Here is a 22,940-nt window from a genome sequence, read left to right as displayed (position 1 = left end):
GCCGTTCCTCTAACAGAACGTCAATTCAGCGCTTGTAAAAAGGATGAGATTTCCACGCCATGACCCAATCTTCTCTCGCTCATTACCTCACAATCGCTGAACGCTGTGCCGATATCGCCCGCCAGACCGTTATGCCCTATTTCCGTTCCCCTCTTAATGTCGATTCTAAGGGGGATGACAGCCCTGTCACCTTGGCGGATCAACAGGCAGAAGAAAAAATGCGAGCCCTTTTGAGTGATCATTTCCCACAACACAGCATTTTGGGTGAAGAAGGCGGGCAAAATGGCACCCTTGATGATGAATGGCTCTGGGTGCTTGACCCGATTGATGGCACGCGTGCTTTTGTGACAGGACGTCCGACATTCTGCACACTCATCGCCTTGCTCCATCGGGGGAAACCTGTTCTCGGTGTGATTGACCAACCTGCAACAGAAGAACGCTGGACCGGGATAGAAGGGCAGAAAACGCGCTACCATAGCGCGCGCTTCCCCGGAAAAATTAATCCACGCGCCTGCCCTTCTCTCTCGGAAGCGGAGCTTTCATGCACAGCTCCCGAGATCATCCGCCCTATCATGCGCCCAGCTTTTGAGCGTCTCCAAGCTGCTACACGCCGCACCTCTTGGGGGGGAGATGCCTATGCTTTCGGCCTGCTCACACTGGGCAGTATTGACCTCATTACAGAAGATACGATGAAACCGTGGGATTGGGCCGCCCTTGTTCCCGTCGTTCAAGGAGCGGGCGGCAGCATGACAGACTGGCACGGGAACCCGCTTCGCCTTGAAGGGGACGGCTCCGTCCTCGCCTGTGGCAACCCTGCTCTTCTTTCGGATGTCATTCGCACCCTTTCCTGAACCTTCCAAATTCGTTACAGCTTTATAAAGAAACCCTCTCTTCAGACCTAGAAGGGCTTTCGGGCCCTGATAAGGATACGCGCTATGAGCTCTTCTCGTCGGCTTTCTCTCCCTAAAAACAAAATCCGCATTCTGCTGCTCGAAGGCATCCATGACAGTGCTGTGAACTATCTTGAGCGCCACGGTTACGCTCAGGTCACACGCCTTAAAGGAGCTCTCGAAGGAGATGCCCTTAAAGAAGCATTACAAGGCGTGCATATGGTGGGCATTCGTAGCCGCACACGCCTAACAGCCGATATTATCAATTCTGCTAACCGCCTCATGACGATTGGCTGCTTTTGTATCGGTACTAATCAAGTCGATCTTGATGCAGCCCGTATGGCGGGGATCCCCGTCTTTAATGCCCCCTTCAGCAACACCCGCTCTGTTGCTGAACTCGTGATGGGCGAGATTGTGATGCTGCTTCGCCGCATTCCGTCTCGTTCTGATGCCTGCCATCAAGGTGGTTGGGAAAAATCAGCCATTAACGCATGGGAGGTACGCGGTAAAACGATTGGTATCGTTGGCTATGGCTCTATCGGCTCTCAGCTTTCTGTGCTGGCCGAATCCTTCGGGCTCACCGTTCTTTACTATGACATTGCGCCACGCCTTCCACATGGGAATGCGATAGCCGTCGGCAGCCTTGAAGAACTTCTCGCAAAGTCAGACATCGTGACGTTGCATGTGCCAGAAACACCAGACACAAAGAACATGATCGGGGAAGCCGAAATTCGCGCTATGAAGCCGAACTCCATCTTCCTCAACAATGCTCGTGGCACAGTGGTGGATCTCGACGCACTCGCTGGCGCTTTGAAAGATGGCCACCTGATGGGAGCCGCTATTGACGTCTTCCCTGTTGAGCCAAAAAGCGCACAAGAACGCTTCTCCACACCTCTTCAGGGCCTCGAAAATGTCCTGCTGACCCCTCATATCGGGGGCTCCACCATGGAGGCTCAAGAGCGTATCGGTGTCGAAGTCGCTACAAAATTTGTGGAGTATTCCGACATTGGCTCCACCATCGGCGCTGTCAACTTCCCACAGGTTCAGCTTGCCGAACGTCCCGGTGGTATGCGCTTTATGCATGTGCACGAAAACCGCCCGGGCCTCTTGCGGCAGATCAACGATATTTTCGCAGAAGCTGACTGTAACCTCACAGCACAATTCCTACAGACGGATGGTGAGCTCGGCTATGTCGTCGCTGAAGCTGAGCCGCATGAAGGCAGGGATGTAAGCGCACTTGAAAACGAGCTGCTCACCAAGCTGCGTTCCTTAGAAGGCACCTTGCGTGCTCGTTTGATCCATCCTGTCTCCCAACAGGATTAACATCTACTAAAAAAGGAAACCCGCAGACACATGACCACATCGCCGCCGCCCACCGCCCCTCAACTTGCCCGTATTCAAAGCTTTGCTTTTGTCGGGATTGATGCGGTTCCGGTGACCGTAGAGGTTCATGTCGCCAGCGGGTTACCCTCCTTTTTAGTCGTCGGCATGGCCGATAAAGCGGTTGGAGAGGCCCGCGAACGTGTGCGTGCCGCTCTTTCCTCTATGGGCCTGGCCCTTCCGCCAAAGCGGATCTTGGTCAATCTAACCCCTGCTGATCTCCCCAAGGAAGGCGCACATTTTGATCTTCCTATTGCGATCGGCCTCCTTGTCGCGATGGGGGTACTCTCCATTGATAGCGTTGCTCACTATGCTGCTATTGGTGAAGTCTCTCTTGATGGGAAGATCAACGCAACACATGGCGCTCTTTGTGCCGCCATTACGGCGGCCTCGATGGAACTTGGGCTTATCTGCCCACCGACACAGGGAGCTGAAGCCCGGTGGGGGCACCCTGATATTGATATCATCACGCCACCTTCCCTCAGCGCTCTGATCGCTCATTGCCGCGGCGAGCAAGTCCTTACCCCTATCTCAGACCCTGTCGTGCATGAGCCCGATTACGGGCCTGATCTCATCGATATTAAAGGGATGGAAACCGGACGACGTGTCCTTGAGATCGTCGCTGCTGGCGGGCACTCCCTTCTCATGAGCGGGCCACCGGGTGCCGGCAAGTCCATGCTCGCGAGCCGATTGCCCAGCATTCTTCCTGACCTTACACATCGGGAAATGCTTGAAGCCAGCCAAATTCATAGCATTAGCGGCCTCCTCCATAATGGACGCCTCATCTCTCGTCCGCCTTATCGCGCACCACATCATAGTGCGAGCCTTCCCGCCTTAGTGGGTGGTGGGCAAAAAGCGCGCCCCGGAGAAATCAGCCTCGCCCATCATGGGGTTCTCTTCCTAGACGAACTCCCCGAATTTTCACGCTCATGCCTCGAATCACTCCGTCAACCACTGGAAACGGGGCAGATTACGATTTCACGGGCGGCCCATCACACGCAATATCCAGCACGTTTCCAGTTTATCGCGGCGATGAATCCCTGCAAATGCGGCTATCTAGGCGATTCAGAGCGCGCCTGCCGTAAAGCGCCGCGCTGCGCAGATGATTACACCGCCCGCATCTCTGGCCCTATGCTTGACCGCATCGACCTCCGTGTTGAGATCACCCCTCTCTCACCGATTGAACTGAACCGCTCCCCCAAGGGAGAAGCGAGCGAGATTGTGCGTGCACGCGTAACAAAAGCACGCGCCCGTCAGCTCAAGCGTCAGGACTGCTGTAACGCCCAAGCCGCACCGGAAGATTTTTCTATTGATGAAGACGCTTTGTCATTGACGGAACAAGCGGCAACCCGTTTACGGTTATCCAACCGTGGAATGATTCGTCTTCTTCGTGTGTCACGCACTATTGCTGATTTAGAAGGCAGCAAGACGGTGCAACGTCATCACGCAGCCGAAGCTCTCAGCTATCGGCTCTAAAACACAGCAACGACGCTGGGGATGCTCTGCCTATGCATTTTACCCATACATTTGACCCACAATCTTTTCTCGATACGTTCGGAAGTTACCTCTCAGCCTTCACCTTCGGCGCCCTTATTGGCGTCGAACGCCAGCTTCGCCAACGTACGGCTGGCCTGCGCACCCATGCCCTCGTTGCCCTTGGCGCATCAGCTTTTGTTGACCTTGCCCAGCATCTGGGGGATGCCAACTCGGCCATACGGGTTATTTCTTACGTCGTTTCAGGCGTCGGCTTTTTAGGCGCTGGTGTTATTATGAAAGATGGCGGCACAATCAGCGGGCTTAACACGGCCGCCACTCTATGGTGCTCCGCCGCCATTGGCGCCTGTGCCGGCTCCGACATGATTGCCGAAGCCGCATTACTGACCGTCTTCATCCTTCTCGCCAACACATTACTTCGTTACGTCGTGCGGTGGCTAAACCAACATGCTCCTGCTGCCTCGGCCAACGCACAGGACGAAAGCGAATGACGCGCTGCTACACTGTTAGATGATGGAACGCCTGCTCAAGGTCACGCGTTAAGTCAGCAACATTTTCCAACCCGATATGAATACGGAAGGCCGCGCCCTCTGGCAGGCCACCCGTATCATTACGCGTTACCCCGCCCGTTGTTGGGAGGATTAAGCTTTCATAGCCGCCCCAGCTCGCACCAATACCAAACAGCGTCAGCCTATCCATCATCCGCTGCATCGCCTCCACCGTGATGTCGGAGCGCAGCTCAACACCAAACAGTCCGCTAGCCCCCGTGAAGTCTCGCTTCCAAAATTCATGACCGGGACATTCAGGAAAAGCAGGATGGCGCACACGTACCACTTCAGGTCGGTTTTTAAACCAGTGCGCCACCTCTAAAGCAGAGACCGCTTGCCGCTCCAACCGCAGCGCCATCGTGCGTAAACCCCGTAAGGTAAGCCAGCAATCATCACTACTCGCACATTCGCCCATTTCAATGGCAGCATGACGTAACGGCAGCCAGTCTTCCTCCTTCGCCACCGTCACTGCTCCGATAATGACGTCGGAATGACCAGACGGATATTTCGTTAGCGCTTGGATAGACACATCCACACCATGCTCAAATGGCTTAAAGGCCCCAATCCCCCAGGTATTATCCAGCAAAAGCCGAGCTCCATGCTCGTGAGCGACACGCGCAATCATGGGAATGTCCTGCACTTCAAACGTATGGCTGCCGGGGCTTTCCGCAAAAATAATCGCTGTCTTGGACGTTACCAGCCCTTGTAACGTTTGTTCATCAGCCATGGGTGGATAGAACGTCGTCTCAACCCCAAACCGCGTCAAAAAACGCCGGGCAAAACGCCGCGTTGGCCCATATACCGAATCTGGGAGGAGTAAATGATCTCCAGCGTTTAAAAACGCAAGTAAAGGCACTGTGCACGCCGCAAGCCCTGACCCCACAACCTGTGTATGCGTTCCCCCTTCAAGCTCAGCGAGCAGCTTTTCAAGCTCATGCTGAATGGGGTTTCCCATCGCACCATAAACAAGCTGATGGTTATGCGCTTTATCTCCATCATTATTGAGGTCAGCAATAGTCGGGAATAAAACGGTCGAACCGCGTTCCACCCCATAATTGACAAACCGCCCTTCAGCTGTCGGCTCGGGCCGTGCTGTATGGGTTAAAAATGTCGCCAATTCACGCCAACCAGCCCCAATAGTATGCGAGAGGGCGTTGTGTTGCGCACCGGTGCGGCCTTCTTCTTGCGCCATAAACAAAGAACTCTTTCGTGCTGGTCATCAGTGTTAAGTGGACTTTTTTCTTTGCGCTTCATTGAGAAACGGCCCATATTCTCCGATAATCTATCGTTCTTATTCCCGCAACAGGCCATTAATCACTCTATGAACGCCCTTCCTGATTTATCACCGTCATTACGTCTTGTGAGCTGGAATCTTTTTCATGAAGATGGCGCTACACTGGAAGATATTCGCCTGCTTCTCCGCATGACACAGCCTGATATTTTATTGATGCAGGAAGCCCGCGTATTAATGGATCGACTGCCTGACCTCGTCGGTGGTTATTATTCTCGAGTGGCTCTCCCCGGACGAGTCCACGGTACGGCATGTTGGAGTCGCTTGCCTTTCTCAACGGCACCACAACTCTATCCGCTTCCACCGGGTTTGATTATCCAACGCTCAGCACAGCTTATGACATTTGAAGGCCGCTTTGGCCCTTTCTCTATAGCAAATGTTCATCTTTCCCACGGGCAACTTCTTAACCGCCGGCAACTTCGCCTTATTGGTGACCATCAACACCATCGCGCCGTCATTATGGGGGACTTTAACATTGTTGGGCCGGCGCTTTTACCGACCTTTCATGATGTTGGCCCACGCGAAACCACTCATCATATGCTCAATTATGTCCCGTTCCGACTGGATCGTTGCCTAGTGCGCGGCTTTACACCATTAAAAACGCGTGCCTATCCCCGCTTCGGCTCTGATCACCACCCTATTTCTGTCCATCTCTCGCCTATTCCCATTCTTTAGAGATAAGGCAAAAAGAGCCGCAACGCCGCATCGCGCAGGCGCTTCCATAAAGGCCACGCGACAATTTCATCCAATGTAACGCGATGATGGTGGTGTTGCTCCATGAACGCTTCAAGATACTGGGCTGTTTTAGGGTCATGTACCTCAACATTGATCTCAAAGTTCAAGCGTAGAGAACGTCGATCGAGATTCGCACTCCCAACGAAGCTCCATTGCCCATCTACCGTCATCAGCTTGGAGTGGTTAAAGGGCGGCTCCCCCATCCATACATGACATCCAACTTCAACGAGACGTTGCAACCCTGCGTCACGCGCATGATCAATCGGGGGATGATTACTACGGCGCGGTACAACAATGTCCACCTGAACACCGCGCAGAGCTGCTAAGCCAAGTTCCATCGTAAAACGGCTGTCAGGAACAAAATAAGGCGTCATGAAACATACATGATGCCGCGCGAGAATAATCGCTTGTAGGATCGTATATTCGATCTTCTCATCATCATTATCAGGGCCTGATGTCACTACGCGGATCGGGACATCTCCCTCAACAACCGGCTCGGGAAAATAATAACGGCCCTTGAGGTCTTCATCCGTCGTGAAAGACCAATCCCGCGCAAATGTCTCTGTCAGTTGAGAGACGACAGGGCCTGAAAGGCGGAAATGTGTATCGGAGACAGGGATACGACGGCCCGGCTTTTGTTTGAGAAGATTTTCCTCCCCAATATTAAGCCCTCCCATAAAGCCAATTTGCCCATCGACCACTAAAATCTTGCGGTGATTGCGTAAATTGATAAATGGCGTGCGCCATGGCCAAAATGAATGCATAAACCGCGCGCAAGGCACATCATTACGACGGAGGCGATTATAGATCTTACTGACAAGATACCCACTGCCGACACCGTCAACCAAAACACGTACTTCAACCCCACGACGATGGGCCTCTATTAAAGCCGCCGCGAAGCGTTCGCCTATCGCATCATCCCGAAAGATATATGAGCAGAGCAGCACGGAGTGCTTCGCGTGATTAATCGCCTGAAGCATCAAGGGATAAACGTCGTCTCCATCATGAAGACAGCTCACCTTATTCCCGCGCAGTAAAGGTTGCTCTGTTAGACGATCCAACATACGGACGAGCGGCTTAAAGTTCACCTGCCCTTCATGATGAAACTGCATGAGTCTCCCCGAGAACTCCTGCGTCTCATCATCCATGAGCTGCCGTGCGCGCCGGTGAACACGGTTAATGCCCAAGAGCCAATAGAGCAAACTACCCATATAGGGCATGAACCAACAAATACCGATCCATCCCGTTGCTGCAGCCGTATCTCGCTTTGTCAGAAGAACATGCAGCGTAACCGTAATCGAGAGTGCAACATGCACAGCCCCCAACAAAAAGGCCCACGAGAATAAATGGTGCATGCAGCTCCCCTTACTGTCTCAATAATACCGAACAACCGCCTTACTTGCGCAGCATCCATTGTGGAGCAACGCGGCCCGTTGTTCCGCGGCGGGCCACTAACGGCTCAAGATCTGTTAGTGCGCGCTTACGCTGTCCCTCACGCCAAATAAGCCCCTCCTCTAGGGAAAAGAGACGTACCTGTTTGAGTGTGCTTCCGCTCAGTTTTTGCAGCACAACACCGCTCCCACGATTAACCTCACTGACCTGATCCAGCGGGAAAATCAACGCGCGTTTATGAGCAGTGAGGCATAGAACATGCGTCCCAACCGCTGGTATGCAGAAGCTAACCTGCTCTCCGTCTTTAAGGTTAAAGACTTGCCGTCCCGTACGCTTTTCGGCCAGCAAGCTCTTTACGGGGACGATCATCCCGCGCCCAGCTGAATTTACCAAAAAACACCGCCCAGTTTCATCGCCGGCCGCGAACAATGCGACTGGATGATCCTCCTGCGTAAGGTCAGCAAGGGTTCGTACAGGCTGGCCAAATCCACGCCCACGCGGCAGGTCAGCCACTTTCAGCGTAAAAGCTCGTCCTCCACTGGCCATCAAGCACAAGCGGTCTGTACTCTGACATTCCACGATAAAGTCTGCCCCATCGCCTTCCTTAAAGCGCAGCCCTGCCGGATCAAGCCCATGCCCCTTCATAGCTCTGATCCATCCTTTACGAGACAGCAGAACCGTCAGCGGCTCACGCTCTACCTCCAGAGCGGCTGACGTATCCACAGCCACGGGTGCATCTGCAATCGTCGTGCGTCGCGCGCTATAAGGCCCCTCACTAAATGTCGCTTCCATACGTGTCAGATCATCACTGATACGCTTCCAACGCCTCTTTTCCGACCCGAGAAGGCGCTCCAGCGATGCTTGCTCTTTACCAAGACCATCACGCTCACGCCGAATTTCCATTTCTTCCAACCGGCGCAAAGAACGCAAACGCATGTTGAGCACATACTCAGCCTGAAGGTCACTCAGGTCAAAGGCTTTCATCAGGCCTATTTTCGGCTCATCATGATCGCGAACAATACGAATGACCTCATCAAGATTCAGATAAACCTTGAGAAACCCATCTAATATCTCCAACCGCTTCAACACGGCATCCAAACGATGCTGTGAACGACGGATCAGCACCTCATGCACATGCTCAAGCCAAGCCTGCAAAACGCTTTTAAGCGAGAGTACGCCCGGTACACGACCTTGGCTTAACACATTCATGTTCAGGCTAAAGCGGTTTTCCAACGGCGTATTGCGGAAGAGCGTTTCCATCAACACGTCAGGGTCTGTATTACGGCTCTTAGGCTCCAAAACAAGCCGAATATCGGTGGTGCTTTCATCACGCACATCAGCAAGCAACGGCAATTTACGCTGCTCCATCGCTGTAGCGATCTGCTCAATGAGCTTGCTTTTCTGCACCTGATACGGAATTTCCGTAACAATAATGCTCCACGTTCCAGCGCGGCCTTTTTCAATCTCCCACCGTGCCCTCGTGCGAAAGCTCCCACGCCCTGTCTCATACGCTTTTAAGACAGCCGCACGATCTTCAACCAAGATTCCACCGGTTGGGAAATCAGGCCCGGGCATCAATTCCACCAAAGCAGCGGTATCGCTCTCTGGTTTCTCGATCAATAAACGCGCGGCGCGGTAAATCTCTGCGGCATTATGAGGGGGAATATTGGTTGCCATCCCCACAGCAATCCCCGCTGCGCCATTAGCAAGAAGATTGGGAAATAAACCCGGCAAAACGAGCGGTTCTTGATCTTCATTGTCATAGGTTGGGCGAAAATCAACCGCATTATCTTTCAGTCCGTCCAGCATAATGCGGGCCGTCTCGGTCAAACGGCTTTCAGTGTACCGCATAGCCGCTGCGCCATCGCCATCAACCGAGCCGAAATTACCTTGTCCTTCCACCAACGGATAACGCACAGCAAAACCCTGCGCTAGACGCACGAGCGCATCGTAAACAGAAGCATCACCATGAGGGTGGAATTTACCGATCACATCACCGACAACGCGTGCGCATTTCTTAAACCCAGACGTTGGGTCTAAACGCAACTGCTGCATCGCGTACAGTAAACGTCGATGGACAGGCTTCAAGCCATCACGCACATCGGGCAAAGAGCGCGATGTAATGGTCGACATAGCATAAGCGATGTACCGCTCACTGAGCGCTTCTGCTAATCTCGTATCTTCCACATGCCCGGCCAAATCGCCCGCCATAGGATCTCCTACTTACTGTCGGTGGAAACATGCCTAATTAGCCATGTTCTGGTAACGTCTGTCCAGTTCTTCCCGTAACCTCTTCATGCCTTTCTAACAAGGTAACAAACCGTTCCCGCGCAGATGGGAGCGGCTTGTGATGCGATGCAAAAGCGGCACGTTCTAGGAAATAGCCTGTTAGACGCACTCCTTCGCACCACTGCATAGGGTCTCCCTCGCTGTCATCACGCAAAAAAGGCGGTAATGGCAGCAGGCGATCACGCCACTCTCCTGCACCATTCTCACTCACCGCACGCCCCGTTCGTGGCGAGACAAATACAAGCTTCTCCCGCTCTCCCGTCACCGCACAGCGTGTTAAATCAAGACCATAACCTAGGGCCTGCAATAAAAAAGCTTCCCACCGTATATAAGAGGCAATAGGCGGCGCTTCAGGTGACACACTCACCTCGCTTAACAAACGCACAAGTTCAGAAAACAAAGCAGGATGCGCTTCTTTCTCCGCCAATGCCTCACTGCACAGGGCACATGCACTACTCAGCAATACAAGCCCTAGAGGGGATTCCATCAAGGAAGCAGCGCAAGACCGCACCGCTTCGCCAGTAAACGTACCTAAATTTTCAGGAAGACGCGCTTTCCATCGTGCTGCCAGAATCGTCCCAACCTGCCATATCGCACTTTGACGGCGTGACATCCCCCCACGCACAAGGCCACGCCATACACCATGCTCTTGAGTGAGGAGATGAACAAGAAGACTGGTCTCTCCATAAGGTACAGTGCGCAACACGATTGCTGCATCTTCCCACTCCACCATAGAAAGCCCCCTTCCTTTCTTGTGCAACAGTCACAATAAAAAAGGCCCTCGCAAAACGCGAGAGCCCTTTTCATAAAGATCATAAAACCAGCGGTCTTATTTCTTCTGGCCGGAAGCCTTTGCCACTTCTTCAGCAAAGTCGCTTTCCTGCTTCTCAATCCCCTCACCGAGATGGAAGCGCACGAAATCCACCAGCTTTGCACCAGCTTTTTCGATAACCTTCTTCACGCGGCTTTCACCGTCATGAACCCAAACCTGCTCCAGAAGAACCACTTCTTCATAGAACTTACGAATGCGGCCATCGACCATCTTCTCGATGATATTTTCAGGCTTACCAGAAGCACGAGCCTGCTCAACCAGAACGGAACGCTCACGCTCAAGAGCGTCGGCATCCACGCCATCAACATCGAGTGAAGTCGGACGGGTTGCTGCGACATGCATGCCAACCTGACGACCCAGCGTCACCAGCGCATCTGTTTCAGAAGGGGCTTCAATAGCAGCCAACACACCGATACGACCAACACCTGGGCGCAGCGCACCATGAACGTAGCTTGCCACCACACCAGATGGAACCGTCAGCACGCGTGCACGACGCAGCGTCATGTTCTCACCAATGGTTGCAACCAAGTGGGTCAGCTCATCAGCAACCGTACGACCAGATGGCAGTTTTGCTGCCTTCAGCGTGTCGAGATCTTCACCAACTTCCAGAGCGGCTTCAGCAATCTGCTGCACAGCTGCCTGGAAAGCTTCGTTACGGGCCACGAAGTCTGTCTCAGCGTTCACTTCAACAACAGCGGCTTTGTTGGTTGCTGTCGCAACAGCAACCAAGCCTTCTGCGGCAACGCGGCTGGACTTCTTAGCAGCCTGTGACAGGCCCTTCTTACGCAACCAATCAATCGCGGCTTCTTTGTCGCCATTGGTTTCGGTCAGCGCTTTTTTACAATCCATCATGCCAGCGCCGGTTGCTTCGCGCATTTCACGCACGAGTGCTGCAGTGATCTCTGCCATCTCTGTCACCCCTTAAAAAATCCATGCGGTTGAGCCTTCCGCCCAACCGCATGGTCAATAATACTACAGACATTCTGACATAGTCATGTCAGACGCCCGAAAGGCTTTTACGCCTCTGCTTTAGCTTTCTCAGCATCACCCTCAGCTGGGAGGCTTTCAGCTGGAACTTCCTCAGAAGCACCCAGATCCTGCCCAGATGCTGCGAGTTCAGCGGAAATACCATCCAGAACAGCAGAAGAAACCAGATCGCAATAGGTTGTGATCGCACGGATCGCGTCATCATTCCCCGGGATTGGGAACGTCACGCCCTTTGGATCTGAGTTGCTGTCAAGCACAGCAATCACAGGAATGCCCAGCTTGTTAGCTTCTTCAACAGCCAGCTTCTCTTTGTTTGTGTCGATCACAAAAAGAAGGTCTGGCAGGCCGCCCATGTCCTTGATCCCACCGAGGGAGCGTTCCAGCTTCTCACGATCACGGGTGATGTCCAGAATTTCTTTCTTTGTCAGACCAGTCGTATCACCAGCGAGCATCTCATCAATGCCACGCAGACGCTTGATGGAGCCTGTGATGGTCTTCCAGTTTGTCAGCATACCGCCGAGCCAACGATGGTTGACGTAGTACTGACCGCAACGCTGCGCTGCTTCTGCCACATGCTCTGCAGCAGCACGCTTTGTGCCAACGAACAACACGCGACCGCCAGAAGCAACGGTGCTGCGCACCTGGTTCAGCGCACGATCCAGCAAAGGAACGGTCTGCTGAAGGTCGATAATGTGGACTTGGTTACGCACACCGAAAAGGTAAGGCGCCATTGCTGGGTTCCAGCGGCGTGTGTGGTGACCGAAATGCACACCAGCTTCGAGCAGCTGACGCATTGTGAACTGAGGCATTGCCATAATAAGCAACCTTTATTCTCTGGTTTGTCCTCCGCACGGCAACGCCCTCTTTTACAAAAGGACACCAGGATATCCGGGCCGTGCGTGCGAAATACTCCCCTCCAACGAATTGGAGGAGAAACTGGGTCATACTTACGAAAAAATCCGCACAAAAACAAGCTTATTCTGCTGTCTTTAAGCTCTCTTGATGCTCGTGCAAAAAGCGCGCCATCGCCTGACGCGCCCGCGATGCATCCTTCCCCAAACTCATGAGTGCAGGGATTTGCTTAGGATGGCGCACAATAGACCGTATAAGCGCAGCACATTTGACGCGGCCTTTGTCCATCGCCTCCCCTGCCGCTGGCGGCAAGTCACGCGCAACGTCATCACACACGACACGCAACACAGCGAACGGCAAGCCAGAACAGGCCACAACGCCACTTTCCATATCAACAGCTAAACAGTGCGTCTCTTGATACAACTGACGTTTCTGCTGTGCTTGAGCAACCATCTCACGGCTATGGAGCACGCCACCCGATAGGGCTGCATCACGCCCACACAGGCGGCTCAACGCCGCATCTGTGCTATAATCCCGGCTACCAACATGCACATGGTCAGCCACAATAATCGTCCCCGGTTCCACTGAAGGCGATAGACCTCCCGCGCAACCAAACGATAAGACTTTTGTGACCCCAGCTTCTTGAAGCCGACCCATTGCTTCAACAGCCCCTTGTTCCGACGCGTAGCTCAGTTCAACAGGGCTATGAGGGAAAACGCGACGGATAAGGACAGCTTCTTGCTGAAGCCCTGTCAGAACTCCAAGCATTAGAACCCGTATTCCACATGACCTGAATTGCTCGTGCCCAAATTGCGATACCGTGACAGAGCCGTCAGCGGGAAAAACTGCTTATAGCCATGGTAACGCAGGTAAAAGACTTTCGGGAATCCAACGGCATTATAAGGCTCTTCATGCCACTCACCGTGCTCATCCTGAGCCTGAGCAAGATAGGCCATGCCTTTCTCTACAGCCTCTGTGTCACGTCGCCCTACCGCCATAAGCGCTAAAGTCGCCCAAGCTGTTTGCGTTGGCAGGCTTTCCTTATACCGCCCCGGCTCAGCCCCTTCATAGCTGGCGCAATCTTCACCCCAGCCGCCATCAGGATTCTGCACGCTTTCTAGCCACCGTACCGCACGCTTTACCATCGCATCATCATGCGGCACACCGGCAATATTCAGCGCACACAAAACAGACCATGTGCCGTAAATATAGTTCGTTCCCCAACGCCCAAACCAGCTTCCATTTTTCTCCTGCTCTGCGCGCAGATACGCCAACCCCTTCTCAATCACAGGACGATCTTCAGGATGGCCAAGCTGAGATAGGAAAGACACACACCGTGCAGACACATCAGCCGTTGGCGGGTCTAGCAACGCTCCATGATCGGAAAATGGAATATGGTTGAGGGCTTCAAGATCATTATCAATATCGAACGCCCCCCAGCCACCATTGCTGCTCTGCATTCCGATAATCCACTCACGCGCACGCTCAATGGCTTCGTGATTTTCTTCCGGATCAATGCGCTGAAGGAGCATTCCGACCACAGCCGTATCATCCACATCGGGATAATAATCGTTTTCGTATTGAAAGGCCCAACCACCAGGACGCAAAGATGGCGCATTAATCGCCCAATCACCTTTAACGTCCAAAATCTGCCTCTCACGCAACCATGCTGCTGCTTTACGAAGCGCTTTCATCGTTTCTGGCGTTTTTGTGCCTTTGGGCCCTGAGGCCGCCTCCATCATCGCTAGACCTGAAAGGCCTGTATCCCACACTGGAGATACGCAAGGCTGGCAATAGATCTCCCCGTCTTTTTCAACCATCAAATCTTGCAACGCTTGCCATGCTTGAACCGCCCGCGGGTCATCATCAGGAACACCCAATGTGCGATACATCATCACGACATTAGCCATAGCGGGGTAAATAGCCCCAAGCCCACCGGCACTGAGGCGTTCTTCGATAAAAGAGATCGCTACCGCAATGGCCTTTTCATGCGTCACTTTAGGCAAATGCGGCACAATCGGGCGGAGCAATGTATCAAGCCCTTTAAACGCACGCCCCCAAATAGACCGGTATGGCCCACGAATCCAATCTTTTACGTGAGCAGGCGGGGTTTTGAAAAGCTCCTGCACATGCACATTCTGTGGATTAATGGCCTTGGGCTTACGCGCACTCAACACCAACAGCGGCGCAATGACCGTGCGTGACCAGTAAGACATGTTCCAAACAGAGAAGAATGCTTTGCGTGGAAGCAGCATCAACTCAACGGGCATAACAGGCACCGCATCCCACGGCACTTCACCAAAAAGAGCAAGCTGAATACGGGTGAAAACGTTACTCCGCTCTGCCCCGCCTCGCTGTAAGATCGCCGCGCGCGCCCGGCGCATATGCAGCGCCTCGGGATCATCCCCAATCGCTTTCAACGCAAAGTAAGCTTTCACGGTCGCTGAAATATCAAAGCCGCCATCTTGATAGAGCGGCCACCCCCCATGATCACCTTGAATACGACGCAAATATACGCCGATCTTTTGTTGTCTATCCGCATCAATGCGATCAAGGAAATGCTCTAGCAGCACATATTCAGCAGGAATCGTCGCATCGGCTTCCAACTCAAAAACCCAATGCCCATCATCATTCTGACGACGACCTAGAGCAGCATGAGATCCCTCAATCGCCTGCTCAATCGCAGTGGCCCCTAATTTTTGACGGAACGACGTCTCACTCACTGAACTCTCCTTAATCCCTTAGTCATGCATCAATACAGACAGATTTAGATTGGCGCGCTCTCAAACACGAAGATTTTGGCAATATTATGCCGCTTTTACTCTGGTTCTTTCTGAACGAAAACCCAATAAAGCAACAGCATCAAGCCCCGACTGAAGGGCTCCTTCAATCGTGGCGGGTAAGCCAGTATCAGTCCAATCCCCTGCAAGAGCAAGGTTGATATAAGGGGTAGCGGCTCCCGGACGACGGCGATTTTGCTCAGGTGTTGCAGCAAAAGTCGCTCGCTTTTCACGAATGAGACGCGCTGTTGGCATCAGTTGCGGCAATGGCTCTTCCAAAATGGGATTTAATGCCTGCAAAAGCTCGCTCCAAATAGTCTCGAGCATCTCTGTTTGTGAACGATCTGCATAACGATTTGCTGCACTGACGGTGACAGACAAAACATCGTCATGAACAAACACCCACTCCGCAATACCGCCAATAAGACCGACAAAGCGTGCCTGTGCCACAACACCACGGGGTTTTAAGTGGAAAGGCAGACGGAAATGCGCATTGGCAATACTCTCGAACTGATCAGGCCCATCAAGCCCTGGCAACAAAGACGTGGCAACCGGTGCAGGCACAGCCATAATCACCGAATCTTCTGCCCCCAACGCAACCTCCCCTGACGAGGTCTCAAGCGCCACAACGCGTCCACGCTCATAACGAAGCGCCGCCACGCGTGTACCTGTGTGAACAGACGCATGATACTGCTCAAGATAAGCCAGTGCAGGCGTCACGAAACTCTCAGAAAGCCCGTGAGCAGCCATCCACGGACAACAGGCTTGTCCACCTTGAGCGAGCGTGCGGCGCACAACATTGCCAAGCAAGGCAGCACTACTCTCATTGCTCGGCGTATTCATAACCGAGACCGCAAACGGCTCGAGCAAACGCCGCGCAAGTGCCCCCTCTGCAAGGCAATCAGAGACAACTGTATCGTCATCAGCACGCATCAGGCGCACCAGAGCTGTCGTTTCTTTCAACGTCATCCCCGGCACCCGTCGGCGCTTACTCAACAACCAAAAAGGGATCTTCCCAGGAGAGAGCCGCACAGTCCAACCGCGTTGCTCATTCAAATCAAACCACGGAAAGATAGGCTCCCCAGGCCCTTGGAGAGTATGACGCGCCCCCAACAGGTCGAGATAACGGAATGTACAAGGATTAGCCGACAGCATGAGGTGATTGCCATTATCAATCACCGTATCAAGCGCTTTATCATGGAAAGAACGCGCCCGGCCTCCACATACAGGCCCGGCCTCATACAGCTCAACCTGAGCCTGAGGCGCGAGTTCTACTGCGGCTGACAAACCCGCAAGCCCCCCTCCAATAATATGGACGCGGCTCATACAGACACCCCAAAATAAGCGAGCAGCATACCCAGCTTTTTCCGCACGGAACATACATGTAACGGGGCGTTTGGATGGTGCCAGCCGCGTTTTTTCAGAGCAGCTAGGGTCACTTTATACGAGGCCGCCATAATCCGCGCTGGGCGCACAGCCTCTTTTGCTCCCTGATCCATAATGCGTTCCGCTGCTCGGAAATGGTCTGAAGCCCGCATGGCCATGATGCGACACAAACCATCAAGCTCCGGCGCATAAAGAGCCTTTGAAGGCTCTTTCGGCACAGAAAAACGCTGAAGAAGCTCTGAGGGCAAATAAAGCCGACCACGCCGCGCATCTTCCCCAAGATCACGCAAAATATTCGTGAGCTGTAGGGCTCGCCCTAGATGATAAGCAAGCCGGTCACCCTCTGGTTCACCCATCCCGAAAATCCGGCTTGAAAGACGCCCAACCGCTGAAGCGACACAATCACAATAATGATCCAACGTCTTTTCATCAGGCGCAACGATCGGCTTGCCGCAATCCATCGCCATACCATCAATAACGGCAGTAAAATCTTCCTGACGTAGATGATACCGTTCAATCGTTGTCAATAACACACGATCCAACGCGTCAGAGGTCTTGCCTTCATACAAAGCAGCGATACGCGTACGCCACACGTCGAGAGCCTGTATGGGATCGGAATGGTCGGTATCGCCATCGGCAATATCATCGACCAATCGACAAAACGCATAAACGGCGAACATGCCTTGCCGACGCGCCGGCGGTAATATTTTCATACCCCGTGCAAAAGACGTTCCTGAGCGCGTGACGATGTCTTCCACATGACGCAGGTCAGACGGGGCGCACACCAACCCTGCGGATGTTGTCTTGCTGTCAGACATTCTCTTTTTCCTCATTTATAGATCCGCGCCACGCGGCTTTTTTCTATCGTGATCCCTATTCGTGTTGCTCTATCACATATACCGCATGGCTGCAGAAAGAGCTTTGACACCATCAAACTTCGTCAAAGCAACACGCTCTGCTAGCGGGTCTTGCCGATGAAGACGCTCTGTTAAGCGCCGGCACAGCCCTACGACGACGGCAGCTTCTAAACGCATACGACGATCTCGGATCAAAAGCGGCAATGTTTGCGCATAATGATTAAGCCCGTCAACTTGGACGAGCATCCGCTCAAAAACACGCTTCACCCCTGCCGAACTCTGAGGTGCGGTCAATTCTTGCAGTGATACACCTTCAGTAGCCAGCCAAGGCAGAGGCACATAACAGCGATTCAATGTTTTAAGATCTTTAGACACATCTTGTAGATGGTTCACGATCTGCAATGCCGTGCATAACGCATCAGATGGCCCAGAGCTGGCCTCATCCTCACCATGAAGCGTCAAAAGAAAACGCCCAACTGGGTTCGCTGAATAACGACAATAATGCAGCAACTCATCCCAGCTTTGATAACGGTTTTTCTCTGCATCAAGGCAAAAAGCCTCAATCAAGTCGGACGCTACCTCAAAAGGAAGCTGTCGCTCTAAAAAGACCTGACGGAGCTTAACAGCTGTTTGTGCATCAGCGCGCTTCGGTGCTTTTTCTTCACCCAGAAGCACCGCTCGTAACGCCTTTAGGCGACGGAGCTTTTGCTCTGATGAGAGGGAAATATTGTCCACCATATCATCAGCGACACGTGCGAAATGGTAGTAAGCATGCACAGCAGGACGCAATGTAGGCGCAATCAGGAACGACCCGACGGGAAAATTCTCATCCCCCATTTTTTTATCCGAGGTCACATCATCAGCGCCCCACACATCATCAATCGCCATCGTTTGTTTGGTGCCTTTCATGTTTCATCCCCGTAGAAACGGCCACGCCATTTCACCCCTGCGCCACTATAATGATTGACTGCCGAGCCAATCGTTGCACAGCTATAAAAACTCGCCACTAATGGCAAAGGGAGAACGCGCCATAAAGAGAGGTTGAACCAGCGTAACGTTGGCACAAAACTAACACAGCTCATAGTGTAGGCAGTAGCACCGATCCAGCGTTTCTTCCCTCGTGCAAACAAAAACAGCCCAATTGGCAGTAGCCACACCAACAACATTCCCAACAGCGCCCCCAAAAGCCGCCACGGTGAGTAACGCAACTGCACATAAGCGTTACGAGCAATCATGTGCCAAATATCACCTAAACGCTGATAGGTGCGAATAGACCATGCCTGCTCACTCAGCCCCAAATAAAGCCGTCCGCCTGCTTTTTTTACATGAGCTCCAAGCGTACAGTCATCAATGAGCGCATGACGTAACGAGCGAATACCGCCAATCTTTTCCAGCATGGGCCGCTTTAATAAGATCGTCCCACCAGCCGCACCAGCAATCGGTGAGCGTGGGTCAGCCACCTGACGAAATGGGTAAAGAAGCGCAAAGAAATAGACAAAAGCAGGCACCAAAGCACGTTCCCAAAAGGTCACGCAATTAAGCTTTACCATCTCCGAGACCATATCCAGCTTATCGCGCTGAGCACGCGCAACCAAAGAGGATAGATGATCTGGTGCATGCACAATATCGGCATCGGTGAGCAGCACGTAACCATCAGGAGAGAGTGTGCGCAACGCCTCCTCTTCCCCTTGGTTGACGGCCCATAATTTGCCACTCCACCCTGAAGGATGCGGTTTTCCTTGCACAATGGTTAAACGCTGATGGGGGTCAGGTAACGAATGGGCAATATGTGCTGTGCTATCTTCGCTTTCATCATCCACCAAGATAACGCGAAACCGTCCCTTATAGTCCTGCTCCAGCAGTGATGTTAGGCTAGAGGCAATTGAACCCGCTTCATCACGCGCAGGCACGATGATAGTAACATCAGGGGAAAGATGAGCCCCCCTCGAAAGGCCGAACCCCTCACTAAGCCACGGCCCTCCTACCCAAAACCGTCCGTGAAAAAAAATTAGACCTACCCAGGCACAAACAGACAGGACGGCACCAATCAATAACATAGAACGTTTACCCCACCCTTAAGACATACGCTTATGCTGCCGAAACCACGCGACAGCATCCTCCACCGCCTCTTGAGCAGGGCGTGCTTGGTAGCCCAAGGCTTTCTCAGCTTTTGCTGAGGAGAAGTACATCAACTTTTTCGACATAGCGAGCATTTCACGCGTTACACGGGGTTCAATGCCGACCGTGCGCGCAAGAATTTCGGAGATCAGCGCAACAGGATACAACCAAGACTGCTTCAGCTTAATTGTCGGGGCTTTCCCGCCTGCACAACGTGTTACAATCCTAAATAAATCACCCAGCATCATATTCTGCCCACCCAGAATATATTTCTCGCCGACCACACCTTTCTCCAGCGCCAAGACATGTCCTTCTGCCACATCATCAACATGAACAATATTAAGGCCAGTTTCGACATAAGCAGGCATTCGCCCTGTCGCACAGTCAAGGATCATCTGCCCTGTCGGGGTTGGCTTAATATCACGCGGCCCAACAGGCGTAGAGGGATTCACAATAACTGCCGGAAGCCCTTGCTCACGCACCAAACGTAGAACTTCCTGCTCAGCACGAAATTTTGACTTCTTATAAACACCCACAATCTGCGCTTCCGTAATCGGATCCGCTTCTGTCGCGGGAATCCCATTATGCGCGGTGGCGAGGGCTGCGACAGATGAGCAATAAACGATCTTTTTCACACCTGCCTGCTGGGCAGCCAACATAAGACGGCGCGTACCGTCCACATTCGCCTGCATCATGCTTTCAGGGTTCGGTACCCAGAGCCTATAATCAGCCGCAACATGAAAGAGGTACGTCACCCCCTTCAGGGCTTCTTCCATATCATCTGGACGTGCAAGATCGCCCTCTACATACTCAACAGACAAATCTTCTAAATTGCTACGATCTGAGGTCGGGCGAACCAGCACACGCAGCCGATGCCCTCGCTTAAGCAGAACACGCGCCACAGCTGACCCGACAAAGCCCGTCGCTCCTGTAACAAGAGTAATATCCTCTGCCATGTCGCCTTCCCTTCCTAATCCATATATAGCGTACGGATATACCTACCCTGCTCTCATTGGGAAAGAGGAAGCCTGAATAAGGCGTCTGACAATCTATTGGACGCCCTACACAGAGTAGCCTAAAAGAGCGGGGTATTTTTACGGCATGCGGTGGCTCATCTTGAAGAAAACACTTCCCTTTATTCTCACTCTCATCGGTGTCGTGTTGTTCTGCTTTCTCACGCTGAGAACAGGATTACATTCCATTCTTCTTGCTCTCGGCAAAGTGGGGATCGGTGGTTTTATCCTGCTTATTGCCGTCCAATTCGTCGTTAACCTCATCCTCGGGGTCGCATGGAAGGGAAGTATTGCCGATATCAGTTTGGCACGCCTCACGGCCGCTCGTTTCGTGCGTGACGCCGCTGCAGCTTGCCTGCCTTTCTCCCAACTTGGTGGAATGATTATTGGCATCCGTGCAACCACGGCAGGCCACCCACGCCGCACGACAGACAACACTCACCTAGGTTGGCCTGAGGGAGTCGCCGCTAATCTTATCGACATTACCACGGAAGTTTTAGGACAGATCGCTTTTATTGTTCTCGCTCTTCTCTGCCTCATTGGCCATCAAGACGCTGGACGTTTTATCTGGCCTTTGTCCATCGCGATGGTTTTGCTCAGCCTTGGCATGGCAGGCTTTATCTGGACACAGCAGCATGGAGGTAACCTCCTTAAACGGCTCGCCTATTTTTTAGCCAAGCATATTTCTGCCGACTGGGGCGACACCCTTACAGGCAATACAACAAACTTCCAGAACTATTTGGATAGCCTGTGGAGCCGTCCTTCTCGCATCGCCTGTGGTGCAGCCCTTCATCTCGCTTGTTGGCTGGGCAGTGCCTTTATGACATGGCTTTCCCTACGGTTATTGGGTGTCACCCTCACTTTCTTTGATGCCACAGCGATTGAAGGCGTCGTGTGCGGCATTATGTCTGCCGGCTTCCTCGTCCCCGGTGCGCTTGGTGTGCAGGAGGGGGCTTATGTCGCTCTCGGACTGATTTTTGGCATCCCATCTGATATTGCCTTTAGCCTCTCTCTACTCCGTCGTGGACGTGATATTGTAATCGGGATCCCTACCCTGCTGCTTTGGCAATATTATGAGTTCCATCAGCTCCGCCGCGCTCAAAAAACTTCCACATCTTCCTCCTGAGTATCCGCTCCCATGTCTTCGCCGTCCCCGCTTTTTCATACGCTTGCTGTTATCGGCCCAGGCTTGATTGGCTCTTCTCTCCTCCGCCGAGCCCAACAAAACCCAGCCATTGCCCAACGGCTGATTGCCATTGACCAGTCTGCTGACGTTCTGGAACGTGTGAAGAGCCTAGGGATTGCCGATCAGGTAACGACATCTCTCGCTGAAGGTGTGCAGGAGGCTGATATCGTTGTTTCCTGCATTCCGACAGGGGCCGTAGCTTCCGTTGCGCAGCAGGCTTTACCCCATATGAAATCGGGAAGTATTTTAAGCGACGTTGCGTCAGTCCGCAGCACGATCACCCAAGAAATCGTGCCTCACCTTCCCAGTGATATCACTTATGTGCCTGTCCATCCCATGGCAGGAACAGAATATTCAGGCCCTGATGCGGGCTTCTCAACCCTTTTTGAAGAGCGCTGGTGCCTTCTTATCCCCCCTGAAAGCACCTCTTCTTCTGCCATTGAGCGTGTTGAAACACTATGGCAGCTCTGCGGTGCACGAACACGGCGTGTCGAGGCCCATTATCACGACCAGATTTGTGCAATGGTCAGTCACCTTCCCCATCTACTCGCCTTTACCATTTGCGATACAGCAGACCGTCTTTCTACCGACTTACGCGCAGATGTCTTAGATTATGCCGCTTCTGGCTTCCGTGATTTTACCAGAATTGCTGGATCAGACCCGGTGATGTGGCGTGATATTTTCCTCGCCAATCGTGACATTATCCTCCAAACGCTTGAGCGCTTCCAAGGGGAGACGGCCAAAATGGCTGAAGCGATCCGCACAGGAGATCGCGATGCCATCACTGAACGTATTGAGCGTGGGCGGCGCATTCGCTTAAGCCTGCTCGAAAATCGTCAAGCGTAACGACGCTTCCCCTCATTAAAAAAACCCCGAGAGCCAGCTGGCATCTCGGGGTTTTTTATGCGCC

At 52.9% G+C, this 22,940-nt stretch carries 20 protein-coding genes; 7 read left to right on the top strand and 13 right to left on the bottom strand.

What is annotated here, in order from left to right; translation table 11 throughout:
* Nucleotides 1-59 precede the first annotated feature (59 nt).
* The 4 genes from F457_RS0101205 (at nt 60) to F457_RS0101190 (ending at nt 4,255) form a co-directional block, all read left to right on the top strand.
* Nucleotides 60-851, top strand: coding sequence for an inositol monophosphatase family protein (locus F457_RS0101205; protein WP_018979305.1), 792 nt, complete (start codon nt 60-62; stop codon nt 849-851).
* Nucleotides 852-935: 84 nt separating this feature from the next.
* Entirely contained in the window at nt 936-2,213 is a 1,278-nt protein-coding gene (gene serA, locus F457_RS0101200; RefSeq protein ID WP_018979304.1) for a phosphoglycerate dehydrogenase, read from the top strand.
* 30 nt (nt 2,214-2,243) lie between these two features.
* Nucleotides 2,244-3,746: a YifB family Mg chelatase-like AAA ATPase gene (locus tag F457_RS0101195; protein ID WP_018979303.1), complete on the top strand. Its 1,503-nt coding sequence runs from the start codon at nt 2,244-2,246 to the stop codon at nt 3,744-3,746.
* 32 nt (nt 3,747-3,778) lie between these two features.
* Entirely contained in the window at nt 3,779-4,255 is a 477-nt protein-coding gene (locus F457_RS0101190) for an MgtC/SapB family protein (RefSeq protein WP_018979302.1), read from the top strand.
* A gap of 7 nt (nt 4,256-4,262) precedes the next feature.
* On the opposite strand, the gene metC is transcribed toward F457_RS0101190, so the two are convergent.
* Entirely contained in the window at nt 4,263-5,504 is a 1,242-nt protein-coding gene (metC, locus tag F457_RS0101185; RefSeq protein WP_018979301.1) for a cystathionine beta-lyase, read from the bottom strand.
* Between the two features lie 129 nt (nt 5,505-5,633).
* Here metC and F457_RS0101180 point away from each other — a divergent pair, with 129 nt between their 5' ends.
* A complete protein-coding gene (locus tag F457_RS0101180; RefSeq protein WP_018979300.1) occupies nt 5,634-6,278 on the top strand; it encodes an endonuclease/exonuclease/phosphatase family protein in 645 nt (214 codons plus the stop codon).
* Here the strand turns inward: F457_RS0101180 and cls are convergent.
* The 12 genes from cls to hpnA all read right to left on the bottom strand — a co-directional run bounded on the left by cls (nt 6,275) and on the right by hpnA (nt 20,787).
* Complete coding sequence (gene cls / locus F457_RS0101175; protein ID WP_018979299.1) at nt 6,275-7,693, bottom strand: cardiolipin synthase; 1,419 nt, start codon at nt 7,691-7,693, stop codon at nt 6,275-6,277. The genes F457_RS0101180 and cls overlap by 4 nt on opposite strands.
* A gap of 40 nt (nt 7,694-7,733) precedes the next feature.
* The gene (parC, locus tag F457_RS0101170; RefSeq protein WP_018979298.1) at nt 7,734-9,941 is read right to left on the bottom strand and encodes a DNA topoisomerase IV subunit A; all 2,208 of its coding nucleotides are present in this window, start codon (nt 9,939-9,941) and stop codon (nt 7,734-7,736) included.
* A 37-nt stretch (nt 9,942-9,978) separates the two neighbouring features.
* Nucleotides 9,979-10,752: a DNA repair protein RecO gene (gene recO, locus F457_RS0101165; RefSeq protein WP_018979297.1), complete on the bottom strand. Its 774-nt coding sequence runs from the start codon at nt 10,750-10,752 to the stop codon at nt 9,979-9,981.
* Nucleotides 10,753-10,848: 96 nt separating this feature from the next.
* Complete coding sequence (gene tsf, locus F457_RS0101160) at nt 10,849-11,760, bottom strand: translation elongation factor Ts (protein WP_018979296.1); 912 nt, start codon at nt 11,758-11,760, stop codon at nt 10,849-10,851.
* Between the two features lie 107 nt (nt 11,761-11,867).
* On the bottom strand, nt 11,868-12,653 hold the full coding sequence (rpsB, locus tag F457_RS0101155) for a 30S ribosomal protein S2 (protein ID WP_018979295.1): 786 nt from the start codon (nt 12,651-12,653) through the stop codon (nt 11,868-11,870).
* A gap of 160 nt (nt 12,654-12,813) precedes the next feature.
* Nucleotides 12,814-13,458: a phosphorylase family protein gene (locus F457_RS0101150; RefSeq protein ID WP_018979294.1), complete on the bottom strand. Its 645-nt coding sequence runs from the start codon at nt 13,456-13,458 to the stop codon at nt 12,814-12,816.
* A complete protein-coding gene (gene shc, locus F457_RS0101145; RefSeq protein WP_018979293.1) occupies nt 13,458-15,413 on the bottom strand; it encodes a squalene--hopene cyclase in 1,956 nt (651 codons plus the stop codon). The genes F457_RS0101150 and shc overlap by 1 nt, the downstream gene beginning before the upstream one ends.
* A gap of 84 nt (nt 15,414-15,497) precedes the next feature.
* Nucleotides 15,498-16,796, bottom strand: a complete 1,299-nt coding sequence (hpnE, locus tag F457_RS0101140; RefSeq protein ID WP_018979292.1) for a hydroxysqualene dehydroxylase HpnE — start codon at nt 16,794-16,796, stop codon at nt 15,498-15,500.
* Nucleotides 16,793-17,674: a presqualene diphosphate synthase HpnD gene (hpnD, locus tag F457_RS11820; RefSeq protein WP_018979291.1), complete on the bottom strand. Its 882-nt coding sequence runs from the start codon at nt 17,672-17,674 to the stop codon at nt 16,793-16,795. Before hpnD ends, hpnE begins: the two co-directional genes overlap by 4 nt.
* Before the next feature lie 72 nt (nt 17,675-17,746).
* Nucleotides 17,747-18,622: a squalene synthase HpnC gene (gene hpnC, locus F457_RS0101130; protein ID WP_018979290.1), complete on the bottom strand. Its 876-nt coding sequence runs from the start codon at nt 18,620-18,622 to the stop codon at nt 17,747-17,749.
* A complete protein-coding gene (locus F457_RS0101125; protein WP_018979289.1) occupies nt 18,619-19,770 on the bottom strand; it encodes a glycosyltransferase in 1,152 nt (383 codons plus the stop codon). The genes hpnC and F457_RS0101125 overlap by 4 nt, the downstream gene beginning before the upstream one ends.
* Nucleotides 19,771-19,788: 18 nt before the next feature.
* Nucleotides 19,789-20,787, bottom strand: a complete 999-nt coding sequence (hpnA, locus tag F457_RS0101120) for a hopanoid-associated sugar epimerase (protein ID WP_018979288.1) — start codon at nt 20,785-20,787, stop codon at nt 19,789-19,791.
* A gap of 145 nt (nt 20,788-20,932) precedes the next feature.
* On the opposite strand from hpnA, the gene F457_RS0101115 reads away from it, so the two are divergent.
* Nucleotides 20,933-21,970, top strand: a complete 1,038-nt coding sequence (locus F457_RS0101115; RefSeq protein WP_018979287.1) for a lysylphosphatidylglycerol synthase domain-containing protein — start codon at nt 20,933-20,935, stop codon at nt 21,968-21,970.
* 12 nt (nt 21,971-21,982) lie between these two features.
* Nucleotides 21,983-22,876, top strand: coding sequence for a prephenate dehydrogenase/arogenate dehydrogenase family protein (locus F457_RS0101110; protein ID WP_018979286.1), 894 nt, complete (start codon nt 21,983-21,985; stop codon nt 22,874-22,876).
* The last annotated feature ends 64 nt before the right edge of the window (nt 22,877-22,940 follow it).

The organism is Saccharibacter floricola DSM 15669, from assembly GCF_000378165.1.
Lineage (GTDB): Bacteria > Pseudomonadota > Alphaproteobacteria > Acetobacterales > Acetobacteraceae > Saccharibacter > Saccharibacter floricola.
This window is presented reverse-complemented; position numbering and strand designations above follow the sequence as displayed.